At 66.0% G+C, this 24,943-nt stretch carries 24 protein-coding genes and 1 other RNA gene; 12 read left to right on the top strand and 13 right to left on the bottom strand.

The annotated features are described in order from the left end of the window. The first annotated feature begins 53 nt into the window (after positions 1-53). From KWO_RS20585 to KWO_RS20575, 3 genes are all read left to right on the top strand, one after another. Entirely contained in the window at positions 54-1,691 is a 1,638-nt protein-coding gene (locus tag KWO_RS20585) for a Na+/H+ antiporter (protein WP_010367234.1), read from the top strand. A gap of 256 nt (positions 1,692-1,947) precedes the next feature. Continuing rightward, positions 1,948-2,892 (top strand): ABC transporter ATP-binding protein, encoded by a 945-nt coding sequence (locus tag KWO_RS20580; protein WP_010367233.1) that lies wholly within the window; start codon positions 1,948-1,950, stop codon positions 2,890-2,892. Continuing rightward, positions 2,889-3,650, top strand: coding sequence for an ABC transporter permease (locus KWO_RS20575; protein ID WP_010367232.1), 762 nt, complete (start codon positions 2,889-2,891; stop codon positions 3,648-3,650). The genes KWO_RS20580 and KWO_RS20575 overlap by 4 nt, the downstream gene beginning before the upstream one ends. 319 nt (positions 3,651-3,969) lie before the next feature. Here KWO_RS20575 and KWO_RS20570 read toward each other — a convergent pair whose 3' ends face one another. Further along, positions 3,970-4,236: a DUF3297 family protein gene (locus tag KWO_RS20570; RefSeq protein WP_010367231.1), complete on the bottom strand. Its 267-nt coding sequence runs from the start codon at positions 4,234-4,236 to the stop codon at positions 3,970-3,972. Between the two features lie 166 nt (positions 4,237-4,402). Here KWO_RS20570 and KWO_RS20565 point away from each other — a divergent pair, with 166 nt between their 5' ends. Both KWO_RS20565 and KWO_RS20560 read left to right on the top strand, forming a co-directional pair. Then, complete coding sequence (locus KWO_RS20565; RefSeq protein ID WP_010379770.1) at positions 4,403-4,939, top strand: DUF6630 family protein; 537 nt, start codon at positions 4,403-4,405, stop codon at positions 4,937-4,939. 61 nt (positions 4,940-5,000) lie between these two features. Further along, positions 5,001-5,073, top strand: a non-coding RNA gene (locus KWO_RS20560) — sX9 sRNA. 63 nt (positions 5,074-5,136) lie between these two features. On the opposite strand, the gene KWO_RS20555 is transcribed toward KWO_RS20560, so the two are convergent. The 3 genes from KWO_RS20555 to KWO_RS20545 all read right to left on the bottom strand — a co-directional run bounded on the left by KWO_RS20555 (position 5,137) and on the right by KWO_RS20545 (position 12,266). After that, complete coding sequence (locus KWO_RS20555; protein WP_010379771.1) at positions 5,137-7,251, bottom strand: protease pro-enzyme activation domain-containing protein; 2,115 nt, start codon at positions 7,249-7,251, stop codon at positions 5,137-5,139. Between the two features lie 97 nt (positions 7,252-7,348). After that, complete coding sequence (locus tag KWO_RS20550; protein ID WP_010367223.1) at positions 7,349-9,256, bottom strand: S8 family serine peptidase; 1,908 nt, start codon at positions 9,254-9,256, stop codon at positions 7,349-7,351. A 46-nt stretch (positions 9,257-9,302) separates the two neighbouring features. After that, positions 9,303-12,266, bottom strand: a complete 2,964-nt coding sequence (locus tag KWO_RS20545; protein WP_017113609.1) for an adhesin — start codon at positions 12,264-12,266, stop codon at positions 9,303-9,305. Positions 12,267-12,469: 203 nt separating this feature from the next. On the opposite strand from KWO_RS20545, the gene KWO_RS20540 reads away from it, so the two are divergent. After that, complete coding sequence (locus KWO_RS20540) at positions 12,470-13,846, top strand: sensor histidine kinase (protein ID WP_010372160.1); 1,377 nt, start codon at positions 12,470-12,472, stop codon at positions 13,844-13,846. Here KWO_RS20540 and KWO_RS20535 read toward each other — a convergent pair. The 6 genes from KWO_RS20535 to KWO_RS20510 all read right to left on the bottom strand — a co-directional run bounded on the left by KWO_RS20535 (position 13,828) and on the right by KWO_RS20510 (position 18,459). Further along, entirely contained in the window at positions 13,828-14,517 is a 690-nt protein-coding gene (locus KWO_RS20535; RefSeq protein ID WP_017112818.1) for a response regulator transcription factor, read from the bottom strand. The two genes, KWO_RS20540 and KWO_RS20535, sit on opposite strands and share 19 nt — an antisense overlap. A gap of 213 nt (positions 14,518-14,730) precedes the next feature. After that, on the bottom strand, positions 14,731-15,015 hold the full coding sequence (locus KWO_RS20530; protein ID WP_010372155.1) for a DUF4031 domain-containing protein: 285 nt from the start codon (positions 15,013-15,015) through the stop codon (positions 14,731-14,733). 8 nt (positions 15,016-15,023) lie between these two features. Further along, the gene (locus KWO_RS20525; RefSeq protein ID WP_010372152.1) at positions 15,024-15,605 is read right to left on the bottom strand and encodes a hypothetical protein; all 582 of its coding nucleotides are present in this window, start codon (positions 15,603-15,605) and stop codon (positions 15,024-15,026) included. Between the two features lie 242 nt (positions 15,606-15,847). After that, a complete protein-coding gene (gene motB, locus KWO_RS20520) occupies positions 15,848-17,005 on the bottom strand; it encodes a flagellar motor protein MotB (protein ID WP_010372148.1) in 1,158 nt (385 codons plus the stop codon). 10 nt (positions 17,006-17,015) lie between these two features. Further along, on the bottom strand, positions 17,016-17,870 hold the full coding sequence (gene motA / locus KWO_RS20515; protein WP_010377633.1) for a flagellar motor stator protein MotA: 855 nt from the start codon (positions 17,868-17,870) through the stop codon (positions 17,016-17,018). Positions 17,871-17,967: 97 nt separating this feature from the next. Beyond that, on the bottom strand, positions 17,968-18,459 hold the full coding sequence (locus KWO_RS20510; protein ID WP_010377635.1) for an MliC family protein: 492 nt from the start codon (positions 18,457-18,459) through the stop codon (positions 17,968-17,970). A 146-nt stretch (positions 18,460-18,605) separates the two neighbouring features. Here KWO_RS20510 and KWO_RS22705 point away from each other — a divergent pair, with 146 nt between their 5' ends. After that, on the top strand, positions 18,606-18,743 hold the full coding sequence (locus KWO_RS22705; protein ID WP_010372138.1) for a hypothetical protein: 138 nt from the start codon (positions 18,606-18,608) through the stop codon (positions 18,741-18,743). 22 nt (positions 18,744-18,765) lie between these two features. On the opposite strand, the gene msrB is transcribed toward KWO_RS22705, so the two are convergent. Further along, a complete protein-coding gene (gene msrB / locus KWO_RS20505; protein ID WP_010372135.1) occupies positions 18,766-19,230 on the bottom strand; it encodes a peptide-methionine (R)-S-oxide reductase MsrB in 465 nt (154 codons plus the stop codon). A 280-nt stretch (positions 19,231-19,510) separates the two neighbouring features. On the opposite strand from msrB, the gene KWO_RS20500 reads away from it, so the two are divergent. Beyond that, a complete protein-coding gene (locus KWO_RS20500; protein WP_010377638.1) occupies positions 19,511-19,939 on the top strand; it encodes a superantigen-like protein SSL4 in 429 nt (142 codons plus the stop codon). Positions 19,940-20,045: 106 nt separating this feature from the next. Here KWO_RS20500 and KWO_RS20495 read toward each other — a convergent pair whose 3' ends face one another. Beyond that, entirely contained in the window at positions 20,046-20,525 is a 480-nt protein-coding gene (locus tag KWO_RS20495; RefSeq protein WP_010372124.1) for an Lrp/AsnC ligand binding domain-containing protein, read from the bottom strand. Positions 20,526-20,673: 148 nt separating this feature from the next. On the opposite strand from KWO_RS20495, the gene KWO_RS20490 reads away from it, so the two are divergent. Together KWO_RS20490 and alr are read left to right on the top strand one after the other, a co-directional pair. Beyond that, the gene (locus KWO_RS20490) at positions 20,674-21,963 is read left to right on the top strand and encodes a D-amino acid dehydrogenase (RefSeq protein WP_010372121.1); all 1,290 of its coding nucleotides are present in this window, start codon (positions 20,674-20,676) and stop codon (positions 21,961-21,963) included. Beyond that, positions 21,963-23,063, top strand: coding sequence for an alanine racemase (alr, locus tag KWO_RS20485; protein ID WP_010377641.1), 1,101 nt, complete (start codon positions 21,963-21,965; stop codon positions 23,061-23,063). The genes KWO_RS20490 and alr overlap by 1 nt, the downstream gene beginning before the upstream one ends. Positions 23,064-23,388: 325 nt before the next feature. On the opposite strand, the gene KWO_RS20480 is transcribed toward alr, so the two are convergent. Further along, complete coding sequence (locus tag KWO_RS20480) at positions 23,389-23,964, bottom strand: DUF3016 domain-containing protein (RefSeq protein ID WP_010377644.1); 576 nt, start codon at positions 23,962-23,964, stop codon at positions 23,389-23,391. Between the two features lie 248 nt (positions 23,965-24,212). On the opposite strand from KWO_RS20480, the gene KWO_RS20475 reads away from it, so the two are divergent. Together KWO_RS20475 and KWO_RS20470 are read left to right on the top strand one after the other, a co-directional pair. Next, positions 24,213-24,659 (top strand): hypothetical protein, encoded by a 447-nt coding sequence (locus KWO_RS20475; protein WP_010372107.1) that lies wholly within the window; start codon positions 24,213-24,215, stop codon positions 24,657-24,659. Beyond that, complete coding sequence (locus KWO_RS20470) at positions 24,646-24,936, top strand: hypothetical protein (protein ID WP_010377645.1); 291 nt, start codon at positions 24,646-24,648, stop codon at positions 24,934-24,936. The genes KWO_RS20475 and KWO_RS20470 overlap by 14 nt, the downstream gene beginning before the upstream one ends. Positions 24,937-24,943 lie beyond the last annotated feature (7 nt).

The following is a 24,943-nucleotide window of genomic DNA, read 5'->3' as shown; positions in this document are numbered from 1 at the left end:
GCGTCGCAATATTTGATGCCGTACGTGCGGCCGTTCTTTCATTCCGGGTTTTTATGCATTCGATCGATGTCGTCCTCGCCATGTTGCTGGCGGTCGCGGCCAGCGGTTATCTCATCCGCATCCTGCCTTTTTCGCTGCCGTTGCCGTTGGTCCAGATCGCCCTAGGCGCGGTGGTCTCCGGGGTGTTCGATGCGGGGCACCAACTGGAACCGGAGCTGTTCTTCCTGTTGTTCCTGCCGCCGCTGCTGTTTCTGGATGGCTGGCGCATTCCCAAACAAGGCCTGTTCCGCGACAAGGCGGCGATCCTGGAACTGGCGCTTGGGCTGGTGATCTTCACCGTCGTTGGCGCCGGCTTCTTCATTCATTGGCTGATCCCGGCGATGCCGCTGCCAGTGGCATTCGCGCTGGCGGCAATCATCTCGCCCACCGACCCGGTGGCGGTATCGTCGATCGCCTCCAAGGTGCCGATTCCCAAGCGCCTGATGCATATCCTGGAAGGCGAGTCGCTGCTCAACGATGCCTCCGGCCTGGTGTGTTTCCAGTTCGCGGTGGCCGCGGTGCTCACCGGCACCTTCTCCATCGCTACCGCCTCGCTGACCTTTTTGTGGGTGGCGTTGGCCGGGCTGGCGCTGGGCGTGGCCACCACCTTCGGGCTGAGCCGCATCCAGGCCTGGATCTGGCGGCACTTCGGCGAGGAACCCGGTTCGGCGATCCTGGTCAACCTGCTCACCCCGTTCGCTGCGTATCTGCTGGCTGAGGCCTTCCATGCGTCGGGCATTCTGGCCGCGGTGGCCGCCGGCATCACCATGAGTTACGTGGAAATGGCGGGTAACGCGCCGGGGAACATGCGCCTGCAGCGTTCGGCGGTATGGGACACGGTGCAGTTCACCTTCAACGGCATCATCTTCGTGCTGCTGGGCGAACAGTTGCCGGGCATTCTGGACGGCGCAGTGCGCAGCGTGCAGGAGGCCGGGCACCTCAATCCGTGGTGGCTGGCGGTGTACGTGGCCACCATCAGCGCCAGCTTGATGGCGTTGCGCTTCATGTGGGTGTTCCTGTCGCTGCGCTGGAACATCTTCAAGGCGCAACGGCGTGGCGAAGCGCATGTCAGCCCGCCGTGGCGGATCGTGGTGGCGGTGTCGCTGGCCGGCGTGCGCGGTGCAATCACCCTGGCCGGCGTGCTCACATTGCCATTGATGCTGGAGGATGGCTCGCCGTTCCCGGCCCGCCAGTTGGCAATCTTTCTGGCCGCATCGGTGATCCTGGTGTCGTTGCTGGTGGCCAGCATCGCGTTGCCGCGCCTGTTGCGCGGGCTGGAATTGCCGGAAGAAGAAGACGAGCAACTCAAGGAAGACCTGGCGGTGAAAGCCGCTTCGCAGGCAGCGCTGGATGCAGTGGAAAAACTGCGGCAGCGGCTGGTGGACGGCAGTAAACATGCCGAGCGCTACAACGCGGCGGCCAACCAGGTGAGTCAGCGCTATCAGCGCAAGCTCGGCGCGGTGGACATGGCCGAGACCGATCCGGAAGAGGCGGTTGCCTACGAAAAGGCACTGCGTCAGTTCCGGCATGCGGCGTTGGTGGCCGAGCGCAATGAGCTGTTCAAGCTGGCTCGACGGCGCGAGATTTCCGACGACTTGTCGCGACGGCTGGTGCGCAATCTGGATCTGATCGAGTCGCGTAAGCGTGCTTGAGCGCGCTGACGCGCGGGAATTGGGATTCGGGAATGGGGAATCGTAAAAGCCCGGGGCCGTCGTTGTGCAGGAGCGCGCCTGCGCGCGATGGCGCTTTCGTATTGACGCCTATCTTGCATGGCGCGCTCCGCGCTCCGGCTGACCTGCGTGTTGGCCTACGTGCGATGCACGTCGGGAGACAGCATCCCATCTAACCCACTCCCATCGTCACGGCGCACGCCTACCCTGTGGCGCTTATCGTCCCAGTGCCAGACCCATGACTTCGATCGTTTCCATCCAGGGCTTGAGCAAGACCTACGCCGGCGGTTTCCAGGCGCTCAAACAGGTGGATCTTGAAATCCAGCGCGGCGAGATCTTTGCGCTGCTCGGCCCCAACGGCGCCGGCAAGACCACCTTGATCAGCATCATCTGCGGGTTGATCAACCCCAGCACCGGCACCGTGCTGGCCGACGGGCACGACATCGTGCGCGACTACCGCGCCGCGCGTGCCAGCATTGGCCTGGTGCCGCAGGAACTGGCCACCGACGCGTTCGAAACGGTGTGGGCCACGGTGCGTTTCAGCCGCGGCCTGTTCGGTAAGCCGGCCAACCCGCAGTATCTGGAAACCATCCTGCGCGAGTTGTCGCTGTGGGAGAAGCGCAACAACAAGATTTCCACGCTGTCCGGCGGCATGAAGCGGCGGGTGCTGATCGCCAAGGCGCTCGCCCACGAGCCGCGCATTCTGTTTCTGGACGAGCCCACTGCCGGTGTGGACGTGGAGCTGCGGCACGACATGTGGCAGATGGTGCGGCGGCTGCGCGAACAGGGCACCACCATTATTTTGACCACGCACTACATCGAAGAGGCCGAAGACATGGCCGACCGCGTCGGCGTCATCAACCGCGGCGAACTGGTGCTGGTGGAAGACAAGCACACGCTGATGCGCAAGCTGGGCAAGAAGCAACTCACACTGAGCCTGCAAGCGCCGCTGCAGGCGCTACCCGCCGCGCTGGCCGATCTGCCGCTGGAGTTGGTTGCCGATGGCAACAGTGTGATCTACACCTTCGACACCCAGGCCGAGCAGACCGGCATCGGTGCGTTGCTGCGCCGGCTCAATGAGCAGGGCATCGACTTCAAGGACCTGCATTCCAGCGAGAGTTCGCTGGAAGAGATCTTCGTCAACCTGGTGCATGGCGCACGTCAACAGGAGGCGCGCGCATGAACGTACATGCGATTGCGGCGATCTACCGTTTCGAAATGGCGCGCGCGTTCCGCACGCTCACGCAGTCGATTGCCTCGCCGGTGTTGTCGACCTCGCTGTACTTCGTGGTGTTCGGCGCGGCGATCGGTTCGCGCATGGGCGATGTCGACGGTATCAGCTACGGCGCCTTCATCATTCCTGGCCTGGTGATGCTGTCCTTGCTTAATGAGAGCATTTCCAACGCGTCGTTCGGCATCTATATGCCGCGCTGGGCCGGCACCATCTACGAGGTGTTGTCCGCGCCGGTGGCGTGGTGGGAGATCGTGATTGGTTACGTAGGCGCGGCGGCAACCAAGTCGGTGATGCTGGGGCTGTTGATCCTGCTCACTGCGCGGCTATTCGTGCCGTACGAGATCGCGCACCCGGTGTGGATGCTGGGCTTTCTGGTGCTCACCGCGCTGACCTTCAGCCTGTTCGGTTTCATCATCGGCATCTGGGCCGACGGCTTCGAAAAATTGCAGGTGATTCCGCTGATGGTGGTAACGCCGCTGACCTTCCTGGGCGGCAGTTTTTATTCGATCAACATGCTGCCGCCGCTGTGGCAGAAGGTCACGTTGTTCAACCCGGTGGTGTATCTGATCAGCGGTTTCCGCTGGAGTTTCTACGGCAAGGCCGACGTGCATATCGCGGTGAGTACCGGCATGACGTTCCTGTTCCTGTTGGTGTGCCTGGGCGTGGTGGCAGCGATCTTCCGCAGCGGGTATCGGCTCAAGGCCTGACTGGTGAGTGCCCTGGTTTTGTCGGCTGCATCCTGGTGGATGCCGTCGCAATCACAGGTCAAACGTGAGTGGGTCGCGTGCGCTGCCCTCACCGCTTGCGAGACACGCCGTTAACCCGTCCCTGGGGCTCGCTGGCGGCATCCATGGCCCCAGCGGTCCCGCAAGCGGCGAGGGCACCGCGCTACACAGGTGGCCGGCTGCTTTATTGAAAGCAATGCGCCGACCATCTTCGATGGGCGGGCGGGCGAGGGCACTGCAGGCAGGGCACAGATCAGCCGGCCTGCAGCAGCCTGGCGCGAAGTCGTTTTATCAGCCGCTTTTACTCGGCAGCCGGCTTAGCACCGTTCTTGGTGTCCAGGTAATAGGCCGCCACTTCGCCCTTGATCTTCATCGTCATCGGGTTGCCGCGACGGTCGCGCGCCTTGCCGACCTGCACCTTGATCCAGCCTTCGCTGACCGAGTATTCCTCCACGTTGTCGCGTTCGACACCGTTGAAGCGCACGCCGACGCCGCGGCTGAGGGCCTCGGCATTATGGAACGGGCTGCGCGCGTCGATGGCCAGGTGATCGGGAGGGGTATCGCTCATGGGAAAGGCGTCATGGCGGCCGGGAGAGCCGTCTTCGGCCGCACAGGATACGGGCCTGCGCCGTGAAGACCAGCCCCCGGCGACGCAGTTGCGCGCGTCAATCGGTTTGCTTGCGCGCCATCAGGCCTCACACTTCGGCATTGCAATCTGTGGAAGTGAGACCGTGATGCCCGACAACAGCGCCGACTACGATGAGCCGGATGACCTGAGCGCCGACAACGACGACGATCCGGACACCCATCAGGGATTGGTCTGGAACCTGTTGCTGCTGATCAATCCGGGCGACGAAGAAACCGCGCTGCGCCAGTTCGATGCCTATCGCGAGAGCGCCTGCGAGACCGACGGCGATGAATGGTTGTGGGCACTGAAGGATGCTATCGATTGGAGCTCGGGGTTCTATGTCGATGGCAGCGACAGCGAAACGCTGATCAGTGCGATCGACGAACTGGCCGCGCGCTGGAATTTGCGCATCGACTGGGGCGGCGACATCGACGATGACGACTTCCTGGCCGCCAACGACACCGCCGCACTGCTGACCGTGGCCTACGACCGCCTGCGCGAATACGGCTACACGCTGTGGTGTTGGGATACCGGCAGCGACGACCGTGCCGGCTGGATGGCGCTCAGCCGCAACGACGAAGACATGCAGCGGCTGGCAGCGATCCTGGGCGCGGATCTGCGCCCAGGCAGCGATCCGTTCTAAGAGCAACTCACAAAACTGCTGCGCAGCCGCCAGGCAGGCGTGGCCAGTGCTCGGAATCGGCATGTACCACTCGTACTGCGTTCCTCCGCGCCGTCCACGCCTACCTGACGGCCGCTCGCTACGTTTTGTCAGCCGCTCCAAACTCTTGGGTACGACTGCCGTCCGGGCCGTGGCCAGGGCGGCGTTTGCGGCGCAGGTCAGCTCTTGGCGGTCTTGACGATCGCCGGCGAGCTCACGGTGGCTCCACCCTTGTTCAATGCGACGACATACATCGTGTAGAACGTGTTCGGCTTGAGTCCGCCGAGTGTGTAGCGCGTGCTGCGCGAGACCGCATAGGAGGTGTATGCACCGGTGGCGTTGTCCTGGGCGACGATCGCATAGCCGGTTGCCGTGTTGGTGGCGGTCCATTGCACCGTGCTCGTCGTGGCGGTGGTGCTGGCGTGCACACCGCGTGCCTGGTTCGGTGGGGGCGTGCTGCCGTCATGAACGTTCAGTAAGGAATCGATCAGCAGCGAAGACGGCAGCATCGACCCCAGGCCGGTGACATTGTCGTAGCCCTGGCCGGCGTTGAAACCCGCCACGCCGTTATACAGGTTGGCATTGCCGTTGCTGCCATCAAGCACGTCATTGGTGTCCAGGGACACCGTGGCCTCAAGATCCTCATACAGGAACGGGTTGGCGAAGCCGATGCGGCCCAGGCCGGCGGCCTGGTGCGCCTGATCGGCGATGGACATGAAGCTGGCCCAGATCGGCGCCGAGACGCTGGTGCCGCCCACGTTGATCCAGCCGCCCTCCAGCTCCGAATAGACCGCCACCGGCGTCGTGGGGCTGGCCACGGCAGCCACGTCGGGCACATTGCGGCGCGCGGACGAGCCCTGGTTCGCTGCAGCGATCGACACCGGCTTGCCATCGGTGCCGGTGATCAGCTGATAGTCTGGCAGTGGCCAGTAGCTGCTGATGCCGCCACCGGTGGCGCCGAGGTTTGCGCCCAGCAGGTTCCAGGCCTCTTCGCCGCCGTAGCCGCCGGTGCGCCCGGTAAACAACGTTGTGCCGCCGACCGAGGTCACCAGTGGTTGGCTACCGGGATCCGTGACATGCAGGCCGCTGCCGCTGCGCCCATAGGCGCCCTGATCGCCCGAACTGACATAGACCCCCTGGCCCTGCGCCACCATCTGCGTCAGTACCTGTCCTTCTGCGGCCAGCGCAGCGTCGCCCATGGATTCCTCGTCGATCCCATAGGAGATGCTGACCGTCTGCGCGGTGTTGTCGTCGGCCATGGCGCCCAAGGACGCCAGCAGTGCGACCGGGAACGGATCGTCGCCTTCTTCGTAAACCTGGATCTGGCGCAACTGTGGATTCACGGCGATTGCCATGTCGATGTCCAGCGCCGCTTCCCCGGCAATGCCGGCATCGTTGACCGCACCGGCATAGCCATTGACGTTGCGCACCTTCACCGGCACGTTCGGCAACCCGAACTGCTTGATGTAGGTGGCGATGTCGCCGGGCAGGAAGCCGCCTCCCTCAAACAGCGCCAGGGTCTCCAGCTTGCCTGCGGCCAGCTGCTCGGGAATGGCATAGGCACGACGCAAGTCTTGCGGGCTCAGCCCGCCATTGGGGCCGTGGCCGATGGCCTGGGTGGCGTCCGGCCGGCCGCGGCGGGCGCCTTGTTCGGCAATCGCGGCGCGTGCCGTCGGACGGGTGGGTGCGCGGATGGCCAGGGGTGCGAAGCGCACGGCGTCGTGCAGCCCGACGATGCCGCCGACATGGCCGACCAGTGCGCTGGGCAGCTGCGGTTGCCGATCGGCCGAAAAGAACGTCTTGCCGTCGCTGGCTTGGTAGCGATTGAAGGTCACGCCCAGATGCTGTGCGAACGTGGCCGCCGGTGCCTTTAAAGTGATCAACGAGCCCGCGCCGCCGACGCTGCTGACTTGCATCCCATGCGCCTGCGCGAAGGCCTTGACCGCGGCGACGTCGTCCTCGCGCGCACCAAAGCGGGCGGTGAATTCTGACGGTGTCAGATAGTGGCCATAGAGCGCATCGCCGGGATGCGAGACGCGCATTGCATAGTCGTAGGCGCCCGCGCCGTCCTTCAACGGCACGGTTATCACCAGGCTGATCGCGGTGCTGGGTGCCAGCGCACCGAGCTTGCGCGCGCTGCGCAGCTGCGCAGGCAGGTGGGCGAGTGGGGCGGCGGTTTGACGTGCGGCCGGCGTGGCCGACGGCGCGGCGATGGCCGGTGCGGCAATACCAGCGAGAACGGCAAGGCCGGCCAGATGCAACGGCACGCGATGAAATCCAGAACGTTTCTGCATAGCGAAATCCTCGGTTGCGGATGAGAACAGCGTTGCCGTACGGCAGGCATGACGCGTTCTGCGCCACGCCCGGCGTGCTGGAGAGATGCTCGCTAGATCACTGCCGGGCCATTAAGGACACATTGCTGAAACCACCGTCTCCGCTGACCAGCTTGATGAAGTAGGTGCCGGCCTGTGGCGAGGGTAGTCGCACGGTCTGCGCATTGCCGGCACGCACCGAACGCAGGTCGTAGCTGCTGGTGGTGGGCTCGGCGCCGAACTTCACGTACAGAGCGACATTGCCGCCGCCGCCGTAAGAGAGCACGTTCAACGGCGTCCCCGCGGTGGCGGTGAAGCTATACAAAAGCTCCTCGCCGACGCCGGCACGTTGCGCGGTGAGCGGCGTGCGGTTGCTCAGTGCGGTGGTCACTGGCTTGCAGGTGGTGCCGCTGCAACTGGTTCGCACATAGTCCATCGCCGCGGTCGCATCGACGATGCCGCTGCCAATCGGTGTCGCTGCCGGCGGCGGCACCGGAAACGCGCGCGCGGTCTGCTGCAAGACCGCCTGCAGCTGCGATGGGCTCAGCGGTGTCTTGCCGGCGCTCGCCAACGCGCTTTGCACCAATGCAGCCACGGCCGCGACATGCGGCGCAGCCATTGAGGTTCCGGCATAGCCGCGAAAGTTGTATTCGCCGGATGTCGGTGTGGTCGTGCCGCTGTAGGCGGTCGACAGCACCAGCCCGTCCCAACCGCCGTTACCGGTGTCTTCCTTCTCGCCGCCGCCCGGTCCCGCCAGGTCCACGACCGAGCCGAAGTTGGAGTAGTACGCAATGCCACCGGTGATGCGGGTCGCGCCCACGGTGATCACGTTGCTGCAGTTGGCCGGAGTGGATTGCGCCGCATTGAGGGAATTGTTGCCGGCGGCCACTACCACCGTGGTGCCGTTGGCAACGGCTGTATTGATCGCCTGCTGCGTATTGCTGTCGCAACTGCCGGGGCCGCCCAGGCTCAGACTGATCACTTCGGCCGGATGAGTATTGTCCGGCACGCCATCGACGTGTCCGCCCGACGCCCACACGATTGCATCGGCGATATCCGAGTTCATGCCGCCGCATTGCCCGAGCACACGGATCGGCAGGATCTGCGCATCGTGCGCGGCGCCAACGCCGCCAATGCCGTTGTTGGTCAGTTCGCCGATCGTGCCGGCCGTGTGAGTGCCGTGCCAGGAGCTAACGCGCGCGCTTTGCAGGCAGGGGGCGTCATCGGTCATCCAATCGCCGTAGTCGAGCGCGCCAGGCACCCGGTCGTCGGTGGCACGACGAGACACGATTGCACTACTGATGAAGTCGTAGCCCTGCAGGATGTGGTCGTTGTTCTTCAGGTCCGGGTGGTCGGGCAGGATGCCGGTATCGATCACCGCCACCACCACACCGCTGCCAGTGGAGGTCTCCCAGGCCTTGGGCGCGCGGATCCCGCCCGCGCTGTCTTGCATATGCCATTGATACTGGGCGTAGAGCTTGTCGTTGGGCACTGCCGGATTGGTGTCCTGCGCCGTTGCACGCGCCGTTACCGGCAGTGCGGCAGATCCAACCAGGTCGAGCACCGGTTGCAGCATGCGATCGAATTGCGCGTATTCCACTGCCGGATCGGCACGCAATTCGGTCAGCAGCTTGGTTTGCTCGGCAGCGCTCATGGCGCGGGTGAGGCGCAGCACGCTGGCGCCGGTGCCGGTGGTGCGCAGGACACGCGCGGCCATCGGCGCGCCACGGCCGGCGTTGCTGCTGACAGGCAACACATTGGCGCGGCGCGCGGCCGACGACAGGATGGACTCGCGCAGCGCGTTGGAGCCGATGTTGGATTTGTACTTGACGATGAGGCGGCCGGCGGCGGGTGAACCGGCGGGCTCCGGGTTATCGACCAGGCCTCGCTGTTCCAGCAGATCGTTGGCCGCATGCAGTTGGAAGGGGGAGGTGGCGAGCAGGGCGCTTAGTAACAGCGTCCGGAGCGGCGGAGAGGCGGTATTCATGGGCGAAATTCCAAGAAGAAGGGGATGGCGATGCGTGCGGGCAGGCTCACAGATCCACGCCGAAGCCCAGGCCGGCGGAGGAGTCGCTGCCGCTGAAGGCGCCACCCAGGCTGAAGGAGCCGCGCTCGCCGATCTTGCGGGCGTAACCGATCGACAGTGCATGCTCGCTGCTCTGGAAGCCGGCGCCGACCGAGATGCGTCCACGTTCGCTTTGCGTACCGGCCGCATTGATGGCCATGTTGAGCATCGCCGCGCTCATCGCGCCGAGGCGGTCGATGCGCCGATCCATGTTCTGGAAGCGGCGTACGCTGTCGTCGTGCAGTTGGCTGAAACTGTCGCTCAGGGCCGAGACGCGGCTGTCGGTATAGCTATTGGCCGAGCTCAACGTCCGTGCGTCGCCCGTAGAGACCTGGGCGACGTTGGCCGCGTCGGTATCGGAACGGCCGGCGGCCACGTTGATGATCTGCCGCTCGGCGCCGGCGCTACCTACCGAGACCGCGTTGGCGCGATCGGCCACTGCGCCTTGGCCCAGTGCGACAGCGCCTTGCGCGGTGGCGCGCGCGCCCTGCCCGATGGCCGTGGCTGATGCCGCGCTGACCTGTGCGCCTTCGCCCATCGCCACCGCATTGGTCGCCACCGCAGCAATCTGCGTGTTGGCGCCGACCGCGGTGCTGCCATCCGCATTGACCCGCGCATTGCTGCCGATCGCGGTGTCGTTGGGGCCGTGCGCGTACGCGCTGCCACCGACCGCCGTGCCGGTGACATCGTTGGCCACTGCCGCGGTCCCCAACGCCGTGGACGTGGCGGCCACCGTGCTGGTGCTGGTGCTGGCGCCCGCCGCAGTCGACGTTCCCTGCAGCCCGCTATCGCTACCCTCGGTGGAGGTTGCAGGCGCCAGTACTGCCGACACGCCGGCACTGCGCAACGCGGACGTCCGCAACGACGTCGTGCCCGCCATGCGTCCATCCAGCGCGCTGACCTTGCTGTCCAGCGCGGTCAGTGCGGCGCCGACATTGGTGTAGCTGGCGCCCTGGATCACGTAGCTGGGCGCCACGAACACGCCTTGTGCGCCGATGGCGGCGCCACCGCCGAGGAAACTGGCGGCGTTGCTCAGCGACTGGAACAACTGTCCGCCGGTGACCGCCTCGCTGCTGCCGTCTGCAATCGCGCCGGCGCCTAGATTGACGATGCGCCGCGTTGCCGGACCACCGCGACCGTTGCCGCTGCCCACCGAGACCGTGTCGGCCTCGTAGGTCCGCGAACCCGAGCCCAGTGCCACCGAATCGGCTCCGCTGGCACCGGCATTGGCACCCAAGGCCACGCCGTTGACGCCGCTCTGGCGCACGAAGCTGTTGTAGCCCATTGCCGTGCTGTTCACGCCGATGGCGTTGCTGTTCACGCCCAGCGCGCTGGCGCCGGCGCCGCTGGCACGACTGCCCGCCGCCACGGCCACGCTGCGCGCGCCGCTGGCCGAGGCCCCGGCCCCGGCCGCCGTGCTGCGCGCGCCGGTGGCGCTGGCAGTGCCCTCGCCGTTGGCTTGCACCACGCCGCTGGTGGCCTGCACATCGGCAGCCAACGCATCGAGCTGGCCCTTGTTGACCGCATCGGTGGCTTCGGTGCCGGCCGCCACGCTGGTGATCTGTCGCGTCAATCCGGATGCCACATCGCCCACCGCCACGCTGTAGCTGCGGGTAGCGTGCGAATAGGCACCCAGCGCCACTGCGCTGACCGGAGCGCGGTTCCAGGCATCGTCCACCCAGTTGCCGACCTTGGCGCCATAGCCGATCGAGGTGGCATCGACGCCGTCGGTGCGGGTGGCCGCACCCAGCGCGGTGCTGTTGGGGTTGAACCAGGAGCTGACGGCGCCCGAGCCCAGGACCACGCTGCTGGCGGTGAAGGCCGAGCTGTTGTGACCCACGGCGATCCCGTCCTGCTCCGTTGCCAGGGCATGGGCGCCCAACGAGACCGTGTTGGGGGCGAACGAGCCGGCGCTGTGGCCGATCGCCACGGAATCGGTGTTGCCCGGCAGATTGGGGAACACGTTGGAGTTGTAGCCGATGGCGATCGCGTAATCGGATTGCGTCACCGCACCGGCACCCAGCGCGACGCTGCCGACACCGGTGGCCGCGGTGAGGCTGCTGCTGTTGCCGGCCGCCGCCGCGGCAGTGCTGACGCCGCCAATGGCCACGCTGTCGATCCCGCTGGCCAGGGCGGTGTTGCCGATCGCCACGCTACTGGTGCCGGTGGCGCGGGCGAAGTAGCCGTTGGCGGTCGACAGATAGCCCGAAGCCACCGACAAGCCGCCCACCGCGGTCGCTCCGTCTTCGAACGCGCGGGCACGGTAGCCCAGCGCTGTGCTTTGCACATTACGCGCTTCGCTGCCGCTCCCCACCGCAGTCGTCAGCGCCGCGGTGGCCTTGGCGCCGCCGCCCAGCGCCACCGCGCCGAACCCGCTGGCCTCGGTGGAATCCTGGTGACTGCCGATGATTTCGCCAGCCTCGTTGTAGTCGAATACCTCGGTCGTGCCGCCGATGGCGACGGCCGATTCGCCGCTCGCTGACGCTGCGTAGCCGGTGGCGATGGCGTTCTTGGCCGTCACCGTGGCACCGGCACCCAATGCGATGCCGCCTTCGCCGAGCGCATTGCTGGCCTCGCCGATGGCCACCGCATAAGGTTCGCCAGCGAACGCGCCGACGTCTTCGGACGGGTCGCTGCCACCGACGATCTGCAATTGCTTGCCGATATCGTCGGCCGCGTCTGCTGGCGCCGTGGCGCCGTCCTGCGGCGTGTTGGCGGCAGTGCTTGCCTGGCTGGTCGGGCTTGCGGCCGCTCGCGCGGGTGTGGCGGCGTGTGCAGCAGATAGACCACCCGCCACGACCAGAACCGTGAGGATGGCGCGTGTGCGCGACCGCCGCGGTGGTGGTGCGATGCAGGCAGTGCTGCCAGTGGGGCGGAAAACGCAGACGTGGGCGCGGTGCGGGCCCAGTGCATGGTCAGGCAGGAAGCTCATCGATATCCCCGGGGAGTGGTGGGAGGAGCAACTGGCGCGGCCCGAACCCAAGACATCCCCTGTCGATGCGGAGTTCTGTCGGCATGCGCGAAGTGCGTCAAAAATTTGTCACGCCACCTGGGGGCTGTCACCAAACGACGATTGCATCCACTCACCACCGATGTGAGCATCCGGAGTTGTCGAGGTCGTCTGTCACCAATCTTGTGAAACTCATCACTGTTCTGCGCTGGTTACAGCCGCCGGTGGCCACCAGTGCCAGCGACCAGCGGCATGCGCCTTTCTTGCAAGTGCTGCTGGCGGCGATCGTGCTCTACACCGCTGGCGATATCGGCCTGTTTCTCTACGTGGCTGGCGCGGCGCGCTTGCTGAGCCACACGGACCTGCTATTGGCCCTGGTCGGTAGCGTGCTCGCTGCGGCAGGCGCGGCGTGTGGTGTATGGCACGTGCGGCGCGGCGACAATGCAGCTGCGGTGCGTACGTATGTGACGGCGACGCTGATCGGCGTGTTGATCACCTATGTGCGGGTGGACATTTACGACCTGCTGACCAACCCCATGCCCTTGCTGGCGCTGGTGCTCGCCGGCATGGTGCTGGGGCGGCAGGCGCTGTGGCGGGTGTTCCTGTTGCTGGCTGCCGCTGCACTGCTGGGCGTGCTTGCACAGGTGATCTGGCCGGTGCCCTGGCGCTCGGTGCGCGGCAACATCAGCTTGGGCCTGGTGACCGTCGGTGCCTATCTGTTGATCACCCTGATCCTGGATCGCACCATCGCTGCATTGCGCGACAGCCTGCTCGAATCAGAGCAACGCCGATGCGAATTGGAGCAGCTCAATCGCCGTCTGCTGCAGGAAATGGCCGAGCGCGAACGCGTGCAGGAGCAACTGATCCACACCCAGAAGATGGAGGCGCTGGGGCGTCTGGCAGCTGGCGTGGCGCACGATTTCGACAACCTGATCAACGTGATCATCGGCTATGCGCAACGGCGCGATGCGCTGGAGGGTTACGGCGAAGCGCCACTGCTCAAAACGCTGGAAAACATCGAGACCGCCTCGCGACGCGCGTTGACTGTCAGCCGCCGCATCCTCAACTTCGGCCGCGCCGAACCCGGCCTGCCGACCTTGTTCGATGCCCGCGTCGCACTGCGCGATGCCGAACCCACCTTGCGTCAGTTATTCGGGCACGAGATCCGGCTGGAGTGCATCGCCGCCGGGCCACCGCTGTGGGTCCTGATGGATCGCGATGACCTTGAATTGGTGTTGCTCAACATCGCCGCCAACGCGCGCGATGCGATGGAGGGGCAGGGCGTGTTCCACATTGAGGGCGAGCTGCGCGAGGCCACGGTGTGCCTGCGCTTCTGCGATACCGGTCCGGGCATTGCCCCGCATCTGCTGGCGCGGATTCTCGAGCCGTTCTACACGACCAAGCCGGTCGGCAAGGGCACCGGTCTGGGCTTGTCGGTGGTGCAAGGCATCGTCGCCGCGGCCGGTGGCCAAGTGACGGCGAGCAACCGCCCGCAGGGCGGGGCCTGTCTGTGCCTGCAATTGCCGCTGGCAGCGGCACCGCCTCAGTCGGCCAGCAGATAGCCCATGCCGCGCGAGGACAGCAGCGGCAGTGCCGGCGTCTGATCGCTGGCGATGCGCGCGGCTTTGCGGCGCAGACGATGGATCAGCATTTCCAACCGGTGCAGATCGAAGTCGCCGGTGGTGGCTTCCAGTGCCGATACCAGGGTTTCGCGCTCGATCGCCTGGCCGCGCTGCGCATCCAGGCAGCGCATCAAGCAACGCTCCATGGACGTCAGCACCATCACCGTGCCGTCCGGCGCCGACAGGCACCAGCCATCTGATTGCAGCCGCCAGGCTTGCCTGGGCGCCGTGTTGGCGATGTTGGCCGTGCGCAGGCGCTGCGCCAGGTTGCGCAAGGTCAGCGCGAGGATTTCCGGGTCGGCCGGTTTGCGCAGGAAAGCGTCGGCACCTCCGTGCAAGGCGCGGACGTGGTCGCTGCGACCGCGATTGCCGGTCAACACGACGATGCCCAGCCCGGCGAACAATGAGCGCAGGTGCGTCACCACACTCAGCCCGCTCTCGTCGGGAAGGCCGAGATCGAGCACCACCAGATCGAAGCTCTGCTGCAGCATCAGCCGATACAGTTCGCCGGCGGTGCCGGCGCCGCTGACGCGAAAGCCGAAGTCGCGCAGCCCGGGAACCAGAATGTCCTCGCGCAACAGCGCGTCGTCTTCCAACACGGCGACGGACAACAGGCAGTCTGCATCGGGTGTGGAAGCACGGATGGACAAGACAACTCTCCCAGCCACGTTGCAATGTGGCGAGCCGACGGTGTCGTACAACACCACACGCACGCGCGGCACGCAATGTATGTCTGTCATTGCGACGCGAGAGTGTGATTGGCGGGTGGGCAGGTGTACCGACGCGTGTGACGGCGCGCAGCTTGCGTGCGTTTCAGGCGCCGCTTATGCGTGCTCGCCGCGTGCCTGCGCTCGCGCATTGGCGATCAATGCCTTGAGCAAGGCGCGGTCGGTATGGCGGGAAATGGCAATGGCGCCGAGGGCAATCGCCTCAAGGCGGAGCGGTGCGGGCACGTCGTAGTGCGCGCCGCTGAGTTTGTTCTGGAAGGCGCGGCGGGGAATGCCCAGCCGCGCCGCCATGGCATGTAGCTCGTCCAGCGTATCGCCGAGCAGGTGCGCCCAGCGCTGATCGCGCCACAGGTGCACCGCATCGTCGACGTAGACAGCCATCGGCCGGGTCAGGCCTTCTTGGACTTCTTCGGCTTCTTGCCGGCGCTGTCGCCCTCGGCGTCGTCGCTCGCTTCTGCGTCGGCTGCACTGTCATCGGCGCTGGCACTGGCGTCTTCAGTAGTAGTGTCTTCCGCAACGGCGTCGGTGCCGGCATCGTCAGCAGCGTCTTCTGCATCGCCGTCGTCGTCGCCGTCTTCATCCGCATCGGCGTTCTGGAACTCGGACACCAGCTTGGTCAGATATTCCTCGGCGGTCTGGCCTTCGTCGGCGGCCAGGTCGTCGATCATCTGCTGCAGCTGGGTCGAATATTCCAGCGAGATGGTCTTGCCTTCGGCCTCCTGCAGATTGGCCAGGTGCTTGAGCATGGCCAGCATCGGGACCGGGTTGTCGGCGCTGCCCATGGTCTGGCCGCCGATCGACAACATCCACTCGCTGCCACCCTGCAGACCGATCGCCGCCACGACGCGGCCATCGGCGTCCTGCAGCACGGCATGGTTGGTGACCTGGGGCGCCTGGCCCAGACGGGCGAAGGGGCGCTTGGGCTGCTGCTTCTTGCGCTTGTCGCGCTTGGCCTTGGAATTGCGGGACACGGTGTTCTCGACGCTAGGAATGGGCGGCCATTCTAGAGCGTGCGCCGCACGATGCGATGCGTGGCGGGAATTGGCACCGGGAGATGACCGGCCGCCGGGCGTGCAGCGTCTTCACGGGCCCGACCCAAGCGCCGCCACCGGCGGGCCTAGCCGGACAGCGGCAGGCATGTTCCAGCGGCGATTTCCTGGCGAATCCCGAATCCCGAAGCGCGGCCTGCACCTCCACGCTTGCCCGCGCCGGATTACTGCTTCTCCACCGCTGCTTCGGCAGCTTTGGCGAGCGCGGCGGCAGAGGCCACCTGCGCGCTGGAAGACACGCGCGGTGCTGCCGGCCGTGCCGCGGCAGTACCGGTGGATGCCGGAGCCGCAGAAGGAACAGCAGCCGCGACGGCAGCCACAGGCGAGGCCGCTGTTGGCGCCGCTTGCTTGACCGGCGTCCCTACGGTGGCCGTGCCGGTGGCTGCAGCGCCGCTCAGATCCGGCACCTGGGTGTCGGCATCGTGCACCGATTTGCCTAGCGCCACGCCTTGGTCCGCGCCGGCCAGGGCCGCGTTTTCGGCGTCCTGGGTCATCACTACAATGCTGATGCGGCGGTTGATCGGATTCTGCGGGTCGATCTTGTCGAACAGCACCGACGACGACAGCCCCACCACGCGTGTCACCTTGGCGTCGGACATGCCGCCGCCCACCAGCGCGCGGCGCGCGGCATTGGCGCGGTCGGCACTGAGTTCCCAGTTGGTATAGCCGGCATCGCTGCTGTAGGCGGTGGTGTCGGTGTGGCCGGTGATGCTGATGTGGTTGGGCACTTGATTGATGAAGCTGGACAGCTCGCGCAGGATCGCCACCGTGTACGGCTTGAGCTGGTCGCGGCCGATGTCGAACATCGGGCGGTTCTGCTTGTCCACGATCTGGATGCGCAGGCCGTCCGGCGTGAGATCCAGCAGCAACTGGTCCTTGAACGGCTCCAGCGCCTGGCTCTTGTCGATGGCCTCTTTCAGGTCCTGCATCAGCGCTTCCAAGCGCTTTTTGTCCTTGCTGCGGCTGTCTTCGGTGGTGTCCGCGGCGTTGTCGCGCTTGCGGCCCATTTCGTCCTTCTGCCCCTTGGCCATGTCGGCGGTGCCGCCGAGCTTGATCATCGAGGTGCTGGCGCCGCCGGGGCCGTTCATGCCGGGCGAGGGCGCCGGCGATTTGCCCGACAGCGGGCTGGGATTGCGGAAGTATTCGGAGATCGCCGCGCGCTGTTCCTTGGTGGTGGCCGCCATCAGCCACAGCACCAGGAAGAAGGCCATCATCGCGGTCACAAAGTCGGCGAACGCCACCTTCCAGGCGCCGCCATGATGGCCGCCGCCCTGCACCTTCTTGACCCGTCGGATGATGACGGTGGATTTGGCCTCGGCCATGACCGCGGCCCTACTTGATCGTCTTCAGGTGCGTTTCGAAATCGCCGAAGCTCGGACGCACATTGGACGGCAGGGTCTTGCGCGCGAATTCCAGCGCAATCTTCGGGTTGTAGCCACGCAGGCAGGCCAGCAGCGCGGTCTTGACCGCTTCATAGATGCGCCCGTCCTGCTCAGCACGCGCTTCCATGGCCGCTGACAACGGCGATACAAAGCCATAGGCCAGCAGGATGCCGAGGAAGGTACCGACCAGCGCGGCGCCGACGTGGTGGCCGATCTCTTCGATCGGCCCGCCAATGGCGCCCATGGTGATCACGATGCCAAGCACCGCGGCCACGATGCCGAAGCCCGGCAGACCGTCGGAAACCTTGCTCAGCGCATGCGACGGCGCCAGGGCTTCGTGATGGTGTTTTTCCAGTTCCAGTTCGAGCAGCGGTTCCAGTTCATGCGGCTCGATGTTGCTGCCGATCATCAGGCGCAGGCAGTCGGTGATGAAATCCAGCAAGTGATGGTCGGCCACCACCTTGGGGTAGTTGCCGAAGATAGTGCTGTCCTGCGGCTTTTCGACATGGTCTTCCAGCGCCATGAAGCCGTCGCGGCGGGCCTTGTTCAACAGTTCGTAGATCAGGCTCAGGGTGTCTTTGTAGTCGTCGGATTTGTACTGCGGGCCCTTGAACACGCCCATGATGCCGCTGAAGGTTTCTTTGACGATCTTGCCCGGCGTGCTGACCAGGAACGCGCCCAACGCCGCGCCACCGATGATCATCAGTTCGTATGGCTGCCACAACGCGCCCAGCTTTCCGTGCGACAGCACGTAGCCGCCGAGGACGCTGACGATGACGACGATGAAGCCAACGATGATGAGCATGGCGCAGCCGGAAGCAAACTGGGGTTGCTAATGGTTTCGGCTTGCGCGGCCGATTCTTGAAGCGCGCGGCGTGAAGACGTGCGCTGTAACTGAACATTTAGCCGATTGTTGTGGCGGTCTCATGCACGCATTTGATCGCCTCGCCGCCCGCCAGCGCCAGGGTCGCTTCGCCGACGTGTTCCCAAAACTGGTTGCCTTGGGCATCGGCAAAACGCGCCCCGGATGCCGCCTGGGCACTGAGCAGGAGCAGCCTGCGGTCTTCCAGCGTCAGCTCTAAGGCATCGGCGGCCGCGTCGAACCGTGTGGTGATCAGGCGCTGACCGCAGCGCCAGGCCACCGCCTGCGCGGGAAGTGCCGGGCCGGTACCAGGCGCGGTTGGAGCGGACGTTTTGCCGGGACGCGGCAGCGGGCCGGTGACGCTGGCGTCGGTGCCAGCGAGAGGCGGGCGAACATCGGGGCGGTCGGTTATGGCCGGCTGGGCGCCTGCGGGCTTGGCCGCCTCCGTTGCCGACGGCGGGGTGCCTGCGTTGCAGCCGGCGAGGGCGGCAGCCAGCAGGCCGGCGAGCATCAGGGATGAGGACGAATGCATCTGCGTACTCCTGCCTGGATCGGGTCGCCGCCGTGTTGGCGACGGTTGGAATAGCGAGGGCTGGGGCTCGGCGCTGCCCATGCACGCTAGGAGCGCCGGACCCGGCTGGGCTGCGTGGGCGCCACTGAACAACCTACAGCGTTGCGGTGGGCCTGAAACCTGGGCTGAGTGTGGCCGCACTTCTGGAAATCAAGCAACTGCGCGTGCTCGAAGCCACCTTACGCGTCGATCAAGAACGCATGGCGACGTGGTTCAACGCCTCCCATGCGCCGCCACGGCCGTAGCCTGTGCCACTACCCGGTGCGATCAGGCCGGCTGCGCCTCCGCGCCTTCGCGGTGCAGCGGGTTGGGCAAGGCCTGGCCGTTTTCGGTGAAGCCCAGCGAGACCGAGTTGAGGCAGTGGCGCTCGCCGGTGGGCGGCGGGCCGTCCGGGAACACGTGGCCCAGATGGCTGTCGCAGCGTGCACAGACGATTTCGGTGCGGATCATGCCGTAGCTGGTATCGCGGATCTCGCGCACGTGGGCAGTGTCATAGGGCGCAAAGAAGCTCGGCCACCCGGTTCCGGACTCGAACTTGGCGCTGGACCGGAACAGCGGCAGGCCGCACAACCGGCAGGTGTAGACACCGTCCAGCTTGTTGTCCAAAAACACCCCGCAGAACGGCGCCTCGGTGCCATGGTGCAGCAGCACGCGCTGTTCCTCATCGCTGAGCCCGGCGATCAAGGCATCGCGTTGGGCGGGGGAGGGAGGGGTCAGATCGAACTGGCTCATGAGGCTCTCGCATGCGCTCGCCAGCGGGGTGCCGGCGCCTGTCCCAGTGATGTGGGCATTGTCGCGGTGGTTTAACCGGTAAGCGCGATCAACTGGTGCTGCGGCGGTGTTATCGCTGCATGCAAAAACGCGCTGGCGTGCGCCACTGCGCTGCGTAGTGACATTCTTCGCGCCGCAACGACCTGGCGAAAGCGTTCATCCCCCGGCCGGTTGCGCGCATTGCCGCAGCACGTGCGCGCCCCCATCGACTAAGAACCCTCGAACACTTACGGTGCCTGTCATGGCAAACCATTCTTCAACGCGCGGCGTGCTGCTGTGCGTTTTGCTGACACTGGCCGGTACGGCGCTGGCGCAGTCGGCCACAACGACGCGCTCGTCCAATACCTTGCAACCCATCACCACGCCAACACCGGTGCAGCCCACCGTTGCGCCGCCGCGCACGCTGCAGCCGGCGCCTTCCGCCGCACCCGTGCCCTCGCAGCTGGGGCAACGCCCGGTCGCGCCAACCATTCCTACACGTGGGCCGGCACAGACCCCTGTCGCGCCTGCCGGCAGCCAGGTGGCTCCCACCAAGCCGATGATCTACGATCGCAACGGCCGCTTGCTGCAGGGCATGCAGCCGGCCGGTGCCAACCGGGTGCTGGATACCAAGACCGGTCGCTACTACGACGCGGTGCCGGCGGGCGATGGTATGCGTGTGGTGCGCTGATAGCGGCGCTGCGATCTCCTGTCCATCGACTCCCAAGCATCCGGCCGACGCCGCTAGCGGGCTGCCCGCACTGTGTCGCCAGTACCCGCGATCCCCCATCCCCGCCTCAATCGGCAATCGGCAAGGCCAGCGTTTCCTTGACCTCTTCCATCACGATGTAGCTCTTGGATTCGCGCACATGCGGCATGGTCAGCAAAGTGCTGCCCAGCAGCTTGCGGTAGGAGGCCATCTCGCTGATGCGCGCCTTGAGCAGGTAGTCGAAATCGCCGGAGACCAGGTGGCACTCCAACACGTTGGGCAGCTTCAGCGCGGCGCGGCGGAATTCTTCGAAGATGTCGCCGGATTTGTAGGCCAGGCTGATTTCCACGAAGACCAGCAGGCTGGCTTTGAGATAGTGCGGGTCCAGCCGCGCGTAGTAGCCGGTGATGGCGCCATCGCGCTCCAGCCGGCGCACGCGCTCGGTGCAGGGTGTGGTGGACAGGCCCACTCGCTCGCCCAGTTCGGTGAACGAAATCCGCCCTTCCTGCTGCAGGATGCGCAGGATCTTGCGGTCGATCTTGTCCAACTCGCGGGCGCGGGTGGTCATGGGGTTTGTTTCTGCAAGGTTTGACAGGAAGTTTCACTGCAAAGGCGCGCCGATTCCAGAAATGGCACTGGCTGGCTCGCAATATACTGCGTCTAACTGTCCCCCTCAGCGCTTGGTTGTGGGGGAATGCCCTTTTCAGGAGAACGACATGCGTGTGCTCATTCTCGGCAGCGGCGTCATTGGCGTGACCACTGCGTGGTACCTGGCGCAGGCCGGTTGCGAAGTCACTGTGGTCGACCGCCAGCCTGCCGCCGCGCTGGAGACCAGTTACGCCAACGCCGGCCAGCTGTCGTTCGGCTATACCTCTCCCTGGGCCGCGCCCGGCGTGCCCGGCAAGGCGGTGAAGTGGCTGTTCGAGCAGCATGCGCCGCTATCGATCCGCCCCACCCGCGACCTGCGCCAGCTGGCGTGGCTGAGCCAGATGCTGCGCAACTGCACTGCCGAGCGCTATGCGGTGAACAAGGCGCGCATGGTGCGCATGTCCGACTACAGCCGCGATTGCCTCAATGCATTGCGTGCCGAAACCGGGATCGCATTCGAAGGCCGCCAGCTTGGCACCACGCAGTTGTTCCGCACCCAGCAGCAGCTCGACGCGGCCGCGCAGGACATCGAAGTGCTGGCCCAGTACGGCGTGCCGTACGAGCTGCTGAGCCCTGCGCAGATTGCGCAATTCGAACCCGGCCTGGCCGGCGGGGGCGCGCAGATGGCTGGCGCGCTGCGCCTGCCCGAAGACCAGACCGGTGATTGCCGGCTGTTTACCCAGCGCCTGGCCGAACTGGCTGCGCAGGCAGGCGTCACGTTCCGCTACGGGCAGCAGATCGAACGGCTGGAGCATGCTGGCGGCCAGGTCACTGGCGTGCAGATCGATGGCCGCATCGAAACCGCCGACCGTTACGTGCTGGCGCTGGGCAGCTATTCGGCCGACCTGCTGCTCTCGCTCGGTCTGCATCTTCCGGTGTACCCGCTCAAGGGCTACTCGCTCACCATCCCGATCGTGGATGCGCAGCGCGCGCCGACCTCCACCGTGCTGGACGAAAGCTACAAGATCGCGCTCACCCGTTTCGATGATCGCATTCGCGTGGGCGGCATGGCCGAGGTGGCTGGCTTCGACATGTCGTTGAATCCGCGTCGTCGCGCCACCCTGGAAATGGTGGTCAACGACCTGTTCCCAGGCGGCGGCGATCTGGCCCAGGCCGAGTTCTGGACCGGCCTGCGCCCGGCCACCCCGGATGGCACGCCCGTGGTCGGCGCCACCCCGTATGCCAACCTGTTCCTCAACACCGGCCACGGCACGCTGGGCTGGACCATGGCCTGCGGCTCCGGGCGCTACCTGGCCGACCTCATGCAAGGCCGCGCGCCCGAGATCGATACCGAAGGTCTGGACGTGTTCCGGTACCTGTCGCCACGCAGCGCCCGCCCGCAGCGGGAGGCCGCGTAGTGCGTCCTGCGCAAGCGTTGATCGATCTGGAGGCGTTGCGCCACAACTACCGCCTGGCCAAGCAGCTAGGTGGCAGCAAGGCGCTGGCCGTCGTCAAGGCCGATGCCTACGGGCATGGCGCGGTGCGCTGCGCGCAAGCCTTGGAGCCGGAGGCGGACGGCTTCGCAGTGGCCTGCATCGAAGAAGCGCTGGAATTGCGCCAGGCCGGCATCCGTGCGCCGATCCTGTTGCTGGAGGGTTTCTTCGAGCACGACGAATTACGCCTGATCGCCGAACACGACCTGTGGACGGTGGCGGCCACGCCGCAGCAGGTGCGCGCGCTGGCCGAGTTCCAGAGCCCGCGACCGTTGCGGGTGTGGTTGAAGATGGACAGCGGCATGCATCGGCTGGGCCTGTCGCCGGAAGATTTCCGTGCCGCATGGCTGCGCCTGCGCGGGCTGCCGCAGATCGCCTCGCTGGTGCTGATGACCCATCTGGCGCGCGCCGACGAATTGGACTGCAGCCGCACTGACGAACAGGCGGTGGCCTTTGCGCTGACTGCCGGCGGCATGCGCGCGGAAACCAGCCTGCGCAATTCGCCCGGCCTGCTCGGCTGGCCAGCGCTGCGCAACGACTGGTCGCGCCCGGGGTTGATGTTGTACGGCGCCAACCCGTTCCGGCAGGACACCGAGAACACTGCGCAACTGCGCCCGGTGATGACCCTGCGCTCGCGCATCATTTCGGTACGCGAGCTGCCGGTGGGCGAGCCGGTGGGCTACGGCGCCCGCTTTGTCGCCGAACGACCGACGCGCGTCGGCGTGGTGGCAATGGGCTATGCCGACGGCTATCCACAGTTCGCGCCGAACGGCACCCCGGTGCTGGTGGACGGCAAGGTCTGCCCGTTGATCGGTCGTGTCTCGATGGACATGCTCACCGTGGACCTCACCGACCACCCGCACGCGGACATCGGCACGCCGGTGCAGCTCTGGGGCGATGCCCCGCAGGTCAGCCCGCTGGCCGCGCAATGCAACGTCAGCGCATATCAACTGCTGTGCGGACTCAAGCGGGTACCGCGGGTGTATGTGGGCGAGGCGGCAGTGCGCGAGGGAGTCACGCGGTGAGGTGTCTTTTCTCCCACCGGGACATTGTGCTCCTTCATGGGGGAGAAGCTGCCCGAAGGGGCGGATGAGCGTACGTGCGAAGCCACATGCACTTGGAACAACACCTGGGCTTGGCTCGTACCCTCACCCCAACCGCCGCTCCGCGCCCCGGCCGGCGCTTGCGGCGCGGGCGCTCCAAGGCACGCGCGCCAGTGGCGCCCAAGCAGTGCCTTTCCGCCCCGACGGGAGAGGGGCTTTAGCGCGCCGACAAACAAAAACGGCGCGTTGCCACGCGCCGTTTTCATTCAGGCCGAATTGCTTTTCCGGCGCCGTCAGCACCAACCCATCACACCCCGGCCGTACTGCGATCAGCGCGGAACTGCTTGCGCACCCAGTCGTCGATCATCGCCTTCTCGAAGCGCAGCGGGTCGCTGTCGGTGAGCCGTGGGCCGCTCATCAGAAAGGCCGAATCCACCAGCTTGCGTTCGCCCTGGTCGATCACCCGGCCGTCGGCGCCAGTGAGCGTGTAGGTGAAGCTCAGGCGCGGCGGGTAGATGTCCTTCACCACACGCACGTCCTGCATACGTGGCCCGTGCCAGGGCTCGTACTGGCCGGCGCGGCGGATGTCGGTGATGGTGACGCTGAGGTGCTGGCCGTCGGGCAACTGGCGCGCTGCGCTCTTCTGAAAATGGGTTGCCAGCTGGGTCACCCAGTCGCCACGCTGGGCCTCCCAACGGTTGCCGCTGAAGCGCACTTCGGAGAACTGCGCCGGGTCGGTCCAGCGCACGTCCACCTTGCCGTCGCTGCTCAGCGCGCGGGGTGCTGCGGGGTCGGTGACGTTGCGTACCCCGGCCTGCACACCGGTCGCCGCGAGCAAGCCAGCCAGCAGCAGGCCGGCGCCGGAAAGATTGGAAAGTTTCATTGAAAGCCTCCAAACGGAAGGTACGTGACGTACCGGGCATTTCAGCAGTGTGGGGGTGCCCCTGAGCGCCTGCAACGCACTGCACGCCTGGGCTCGTGACCGCGTTGCCGCGCGGTTAATCCGCCGCTGCAGGCCATGACGGCGGGTTCACTGCGCCTGCGCCCGCGCTTCACGGCACAGCCCGGAAGATCACCGACATGGACACCCACTCCTTCCGCACAAAATCAGCGTCTTTGGCGCCGGCATACATGCCGTCGGACGTGCGTTTGCAATTCATCGACTGGGCCAAGCAGCACGGTCATAACCCCGCCTCCGGTGCGGCCGCCTTCGTCGCCCTGCAGAGCGAGGTCGACCTGGATCTGGCCACCCGCGCGTTGCAGCTGGAGCCGGGCGCCGACCCACGCGCTGCGCTGCGCGAGCATCTGGCTGCGCTGGCGCGGCAGGTCGATGTGGCGGTGCAGTTTCCGCCTGTCTACACCTACACCGCTGCCAATGGCCTGGAGTATCGCTATTCGCTGATGCTGGTCATTGCCGAAGACTGCGTCGAGTGGACCGGCCGGGTCTGGCAGGACCTGGATTACCAGGGGATGCTTACCGGCCGTGGACAGGGTCCGCGTGCTAACTACACCCAGCTGGCGCGCATGGCGCTGGAACATGAGCTTGATCAGGAGCGCCCCCGTTATGTCCAGGCATGAACTCCAATTGCAATTGCCGGTGGGCGCGCGGATCGCCAGCGGCGAAGACGGCTTCAGCCAGCGCTGCCGCGACGAATGCGCCGAGATGGGCGTGTCGCGGGTCCGCTTGTTGCTGCTGGATGCGGATGACGCACGCTCCACCGCCTGGCGCGAGGAAGCGCAGCACTGGATGGACGAACAGCTGCGGCGCGAGGGGGAATGGGTGCTGCGCGGCGTGATCGCCGGGATCGTGGTGCTGGCAACCTGCATTGGATTGGCTGCCATCACCTTATGGTGAGTGTGGG

The organism is Xanthomonas vasicola pv. musacearum NCPPB 4379, from assembly GCF_000277895.2.
Lineage (GTDB): Bacteria > Pseudomonadota > Gammaproteobacteria > Xanthomonadales > Xanthomonadaceae > Xanthomonas > Xanthomonas vasicola.
This window is presented reverse-complemented; position numbering and strand designations above follow the sequence as displayed.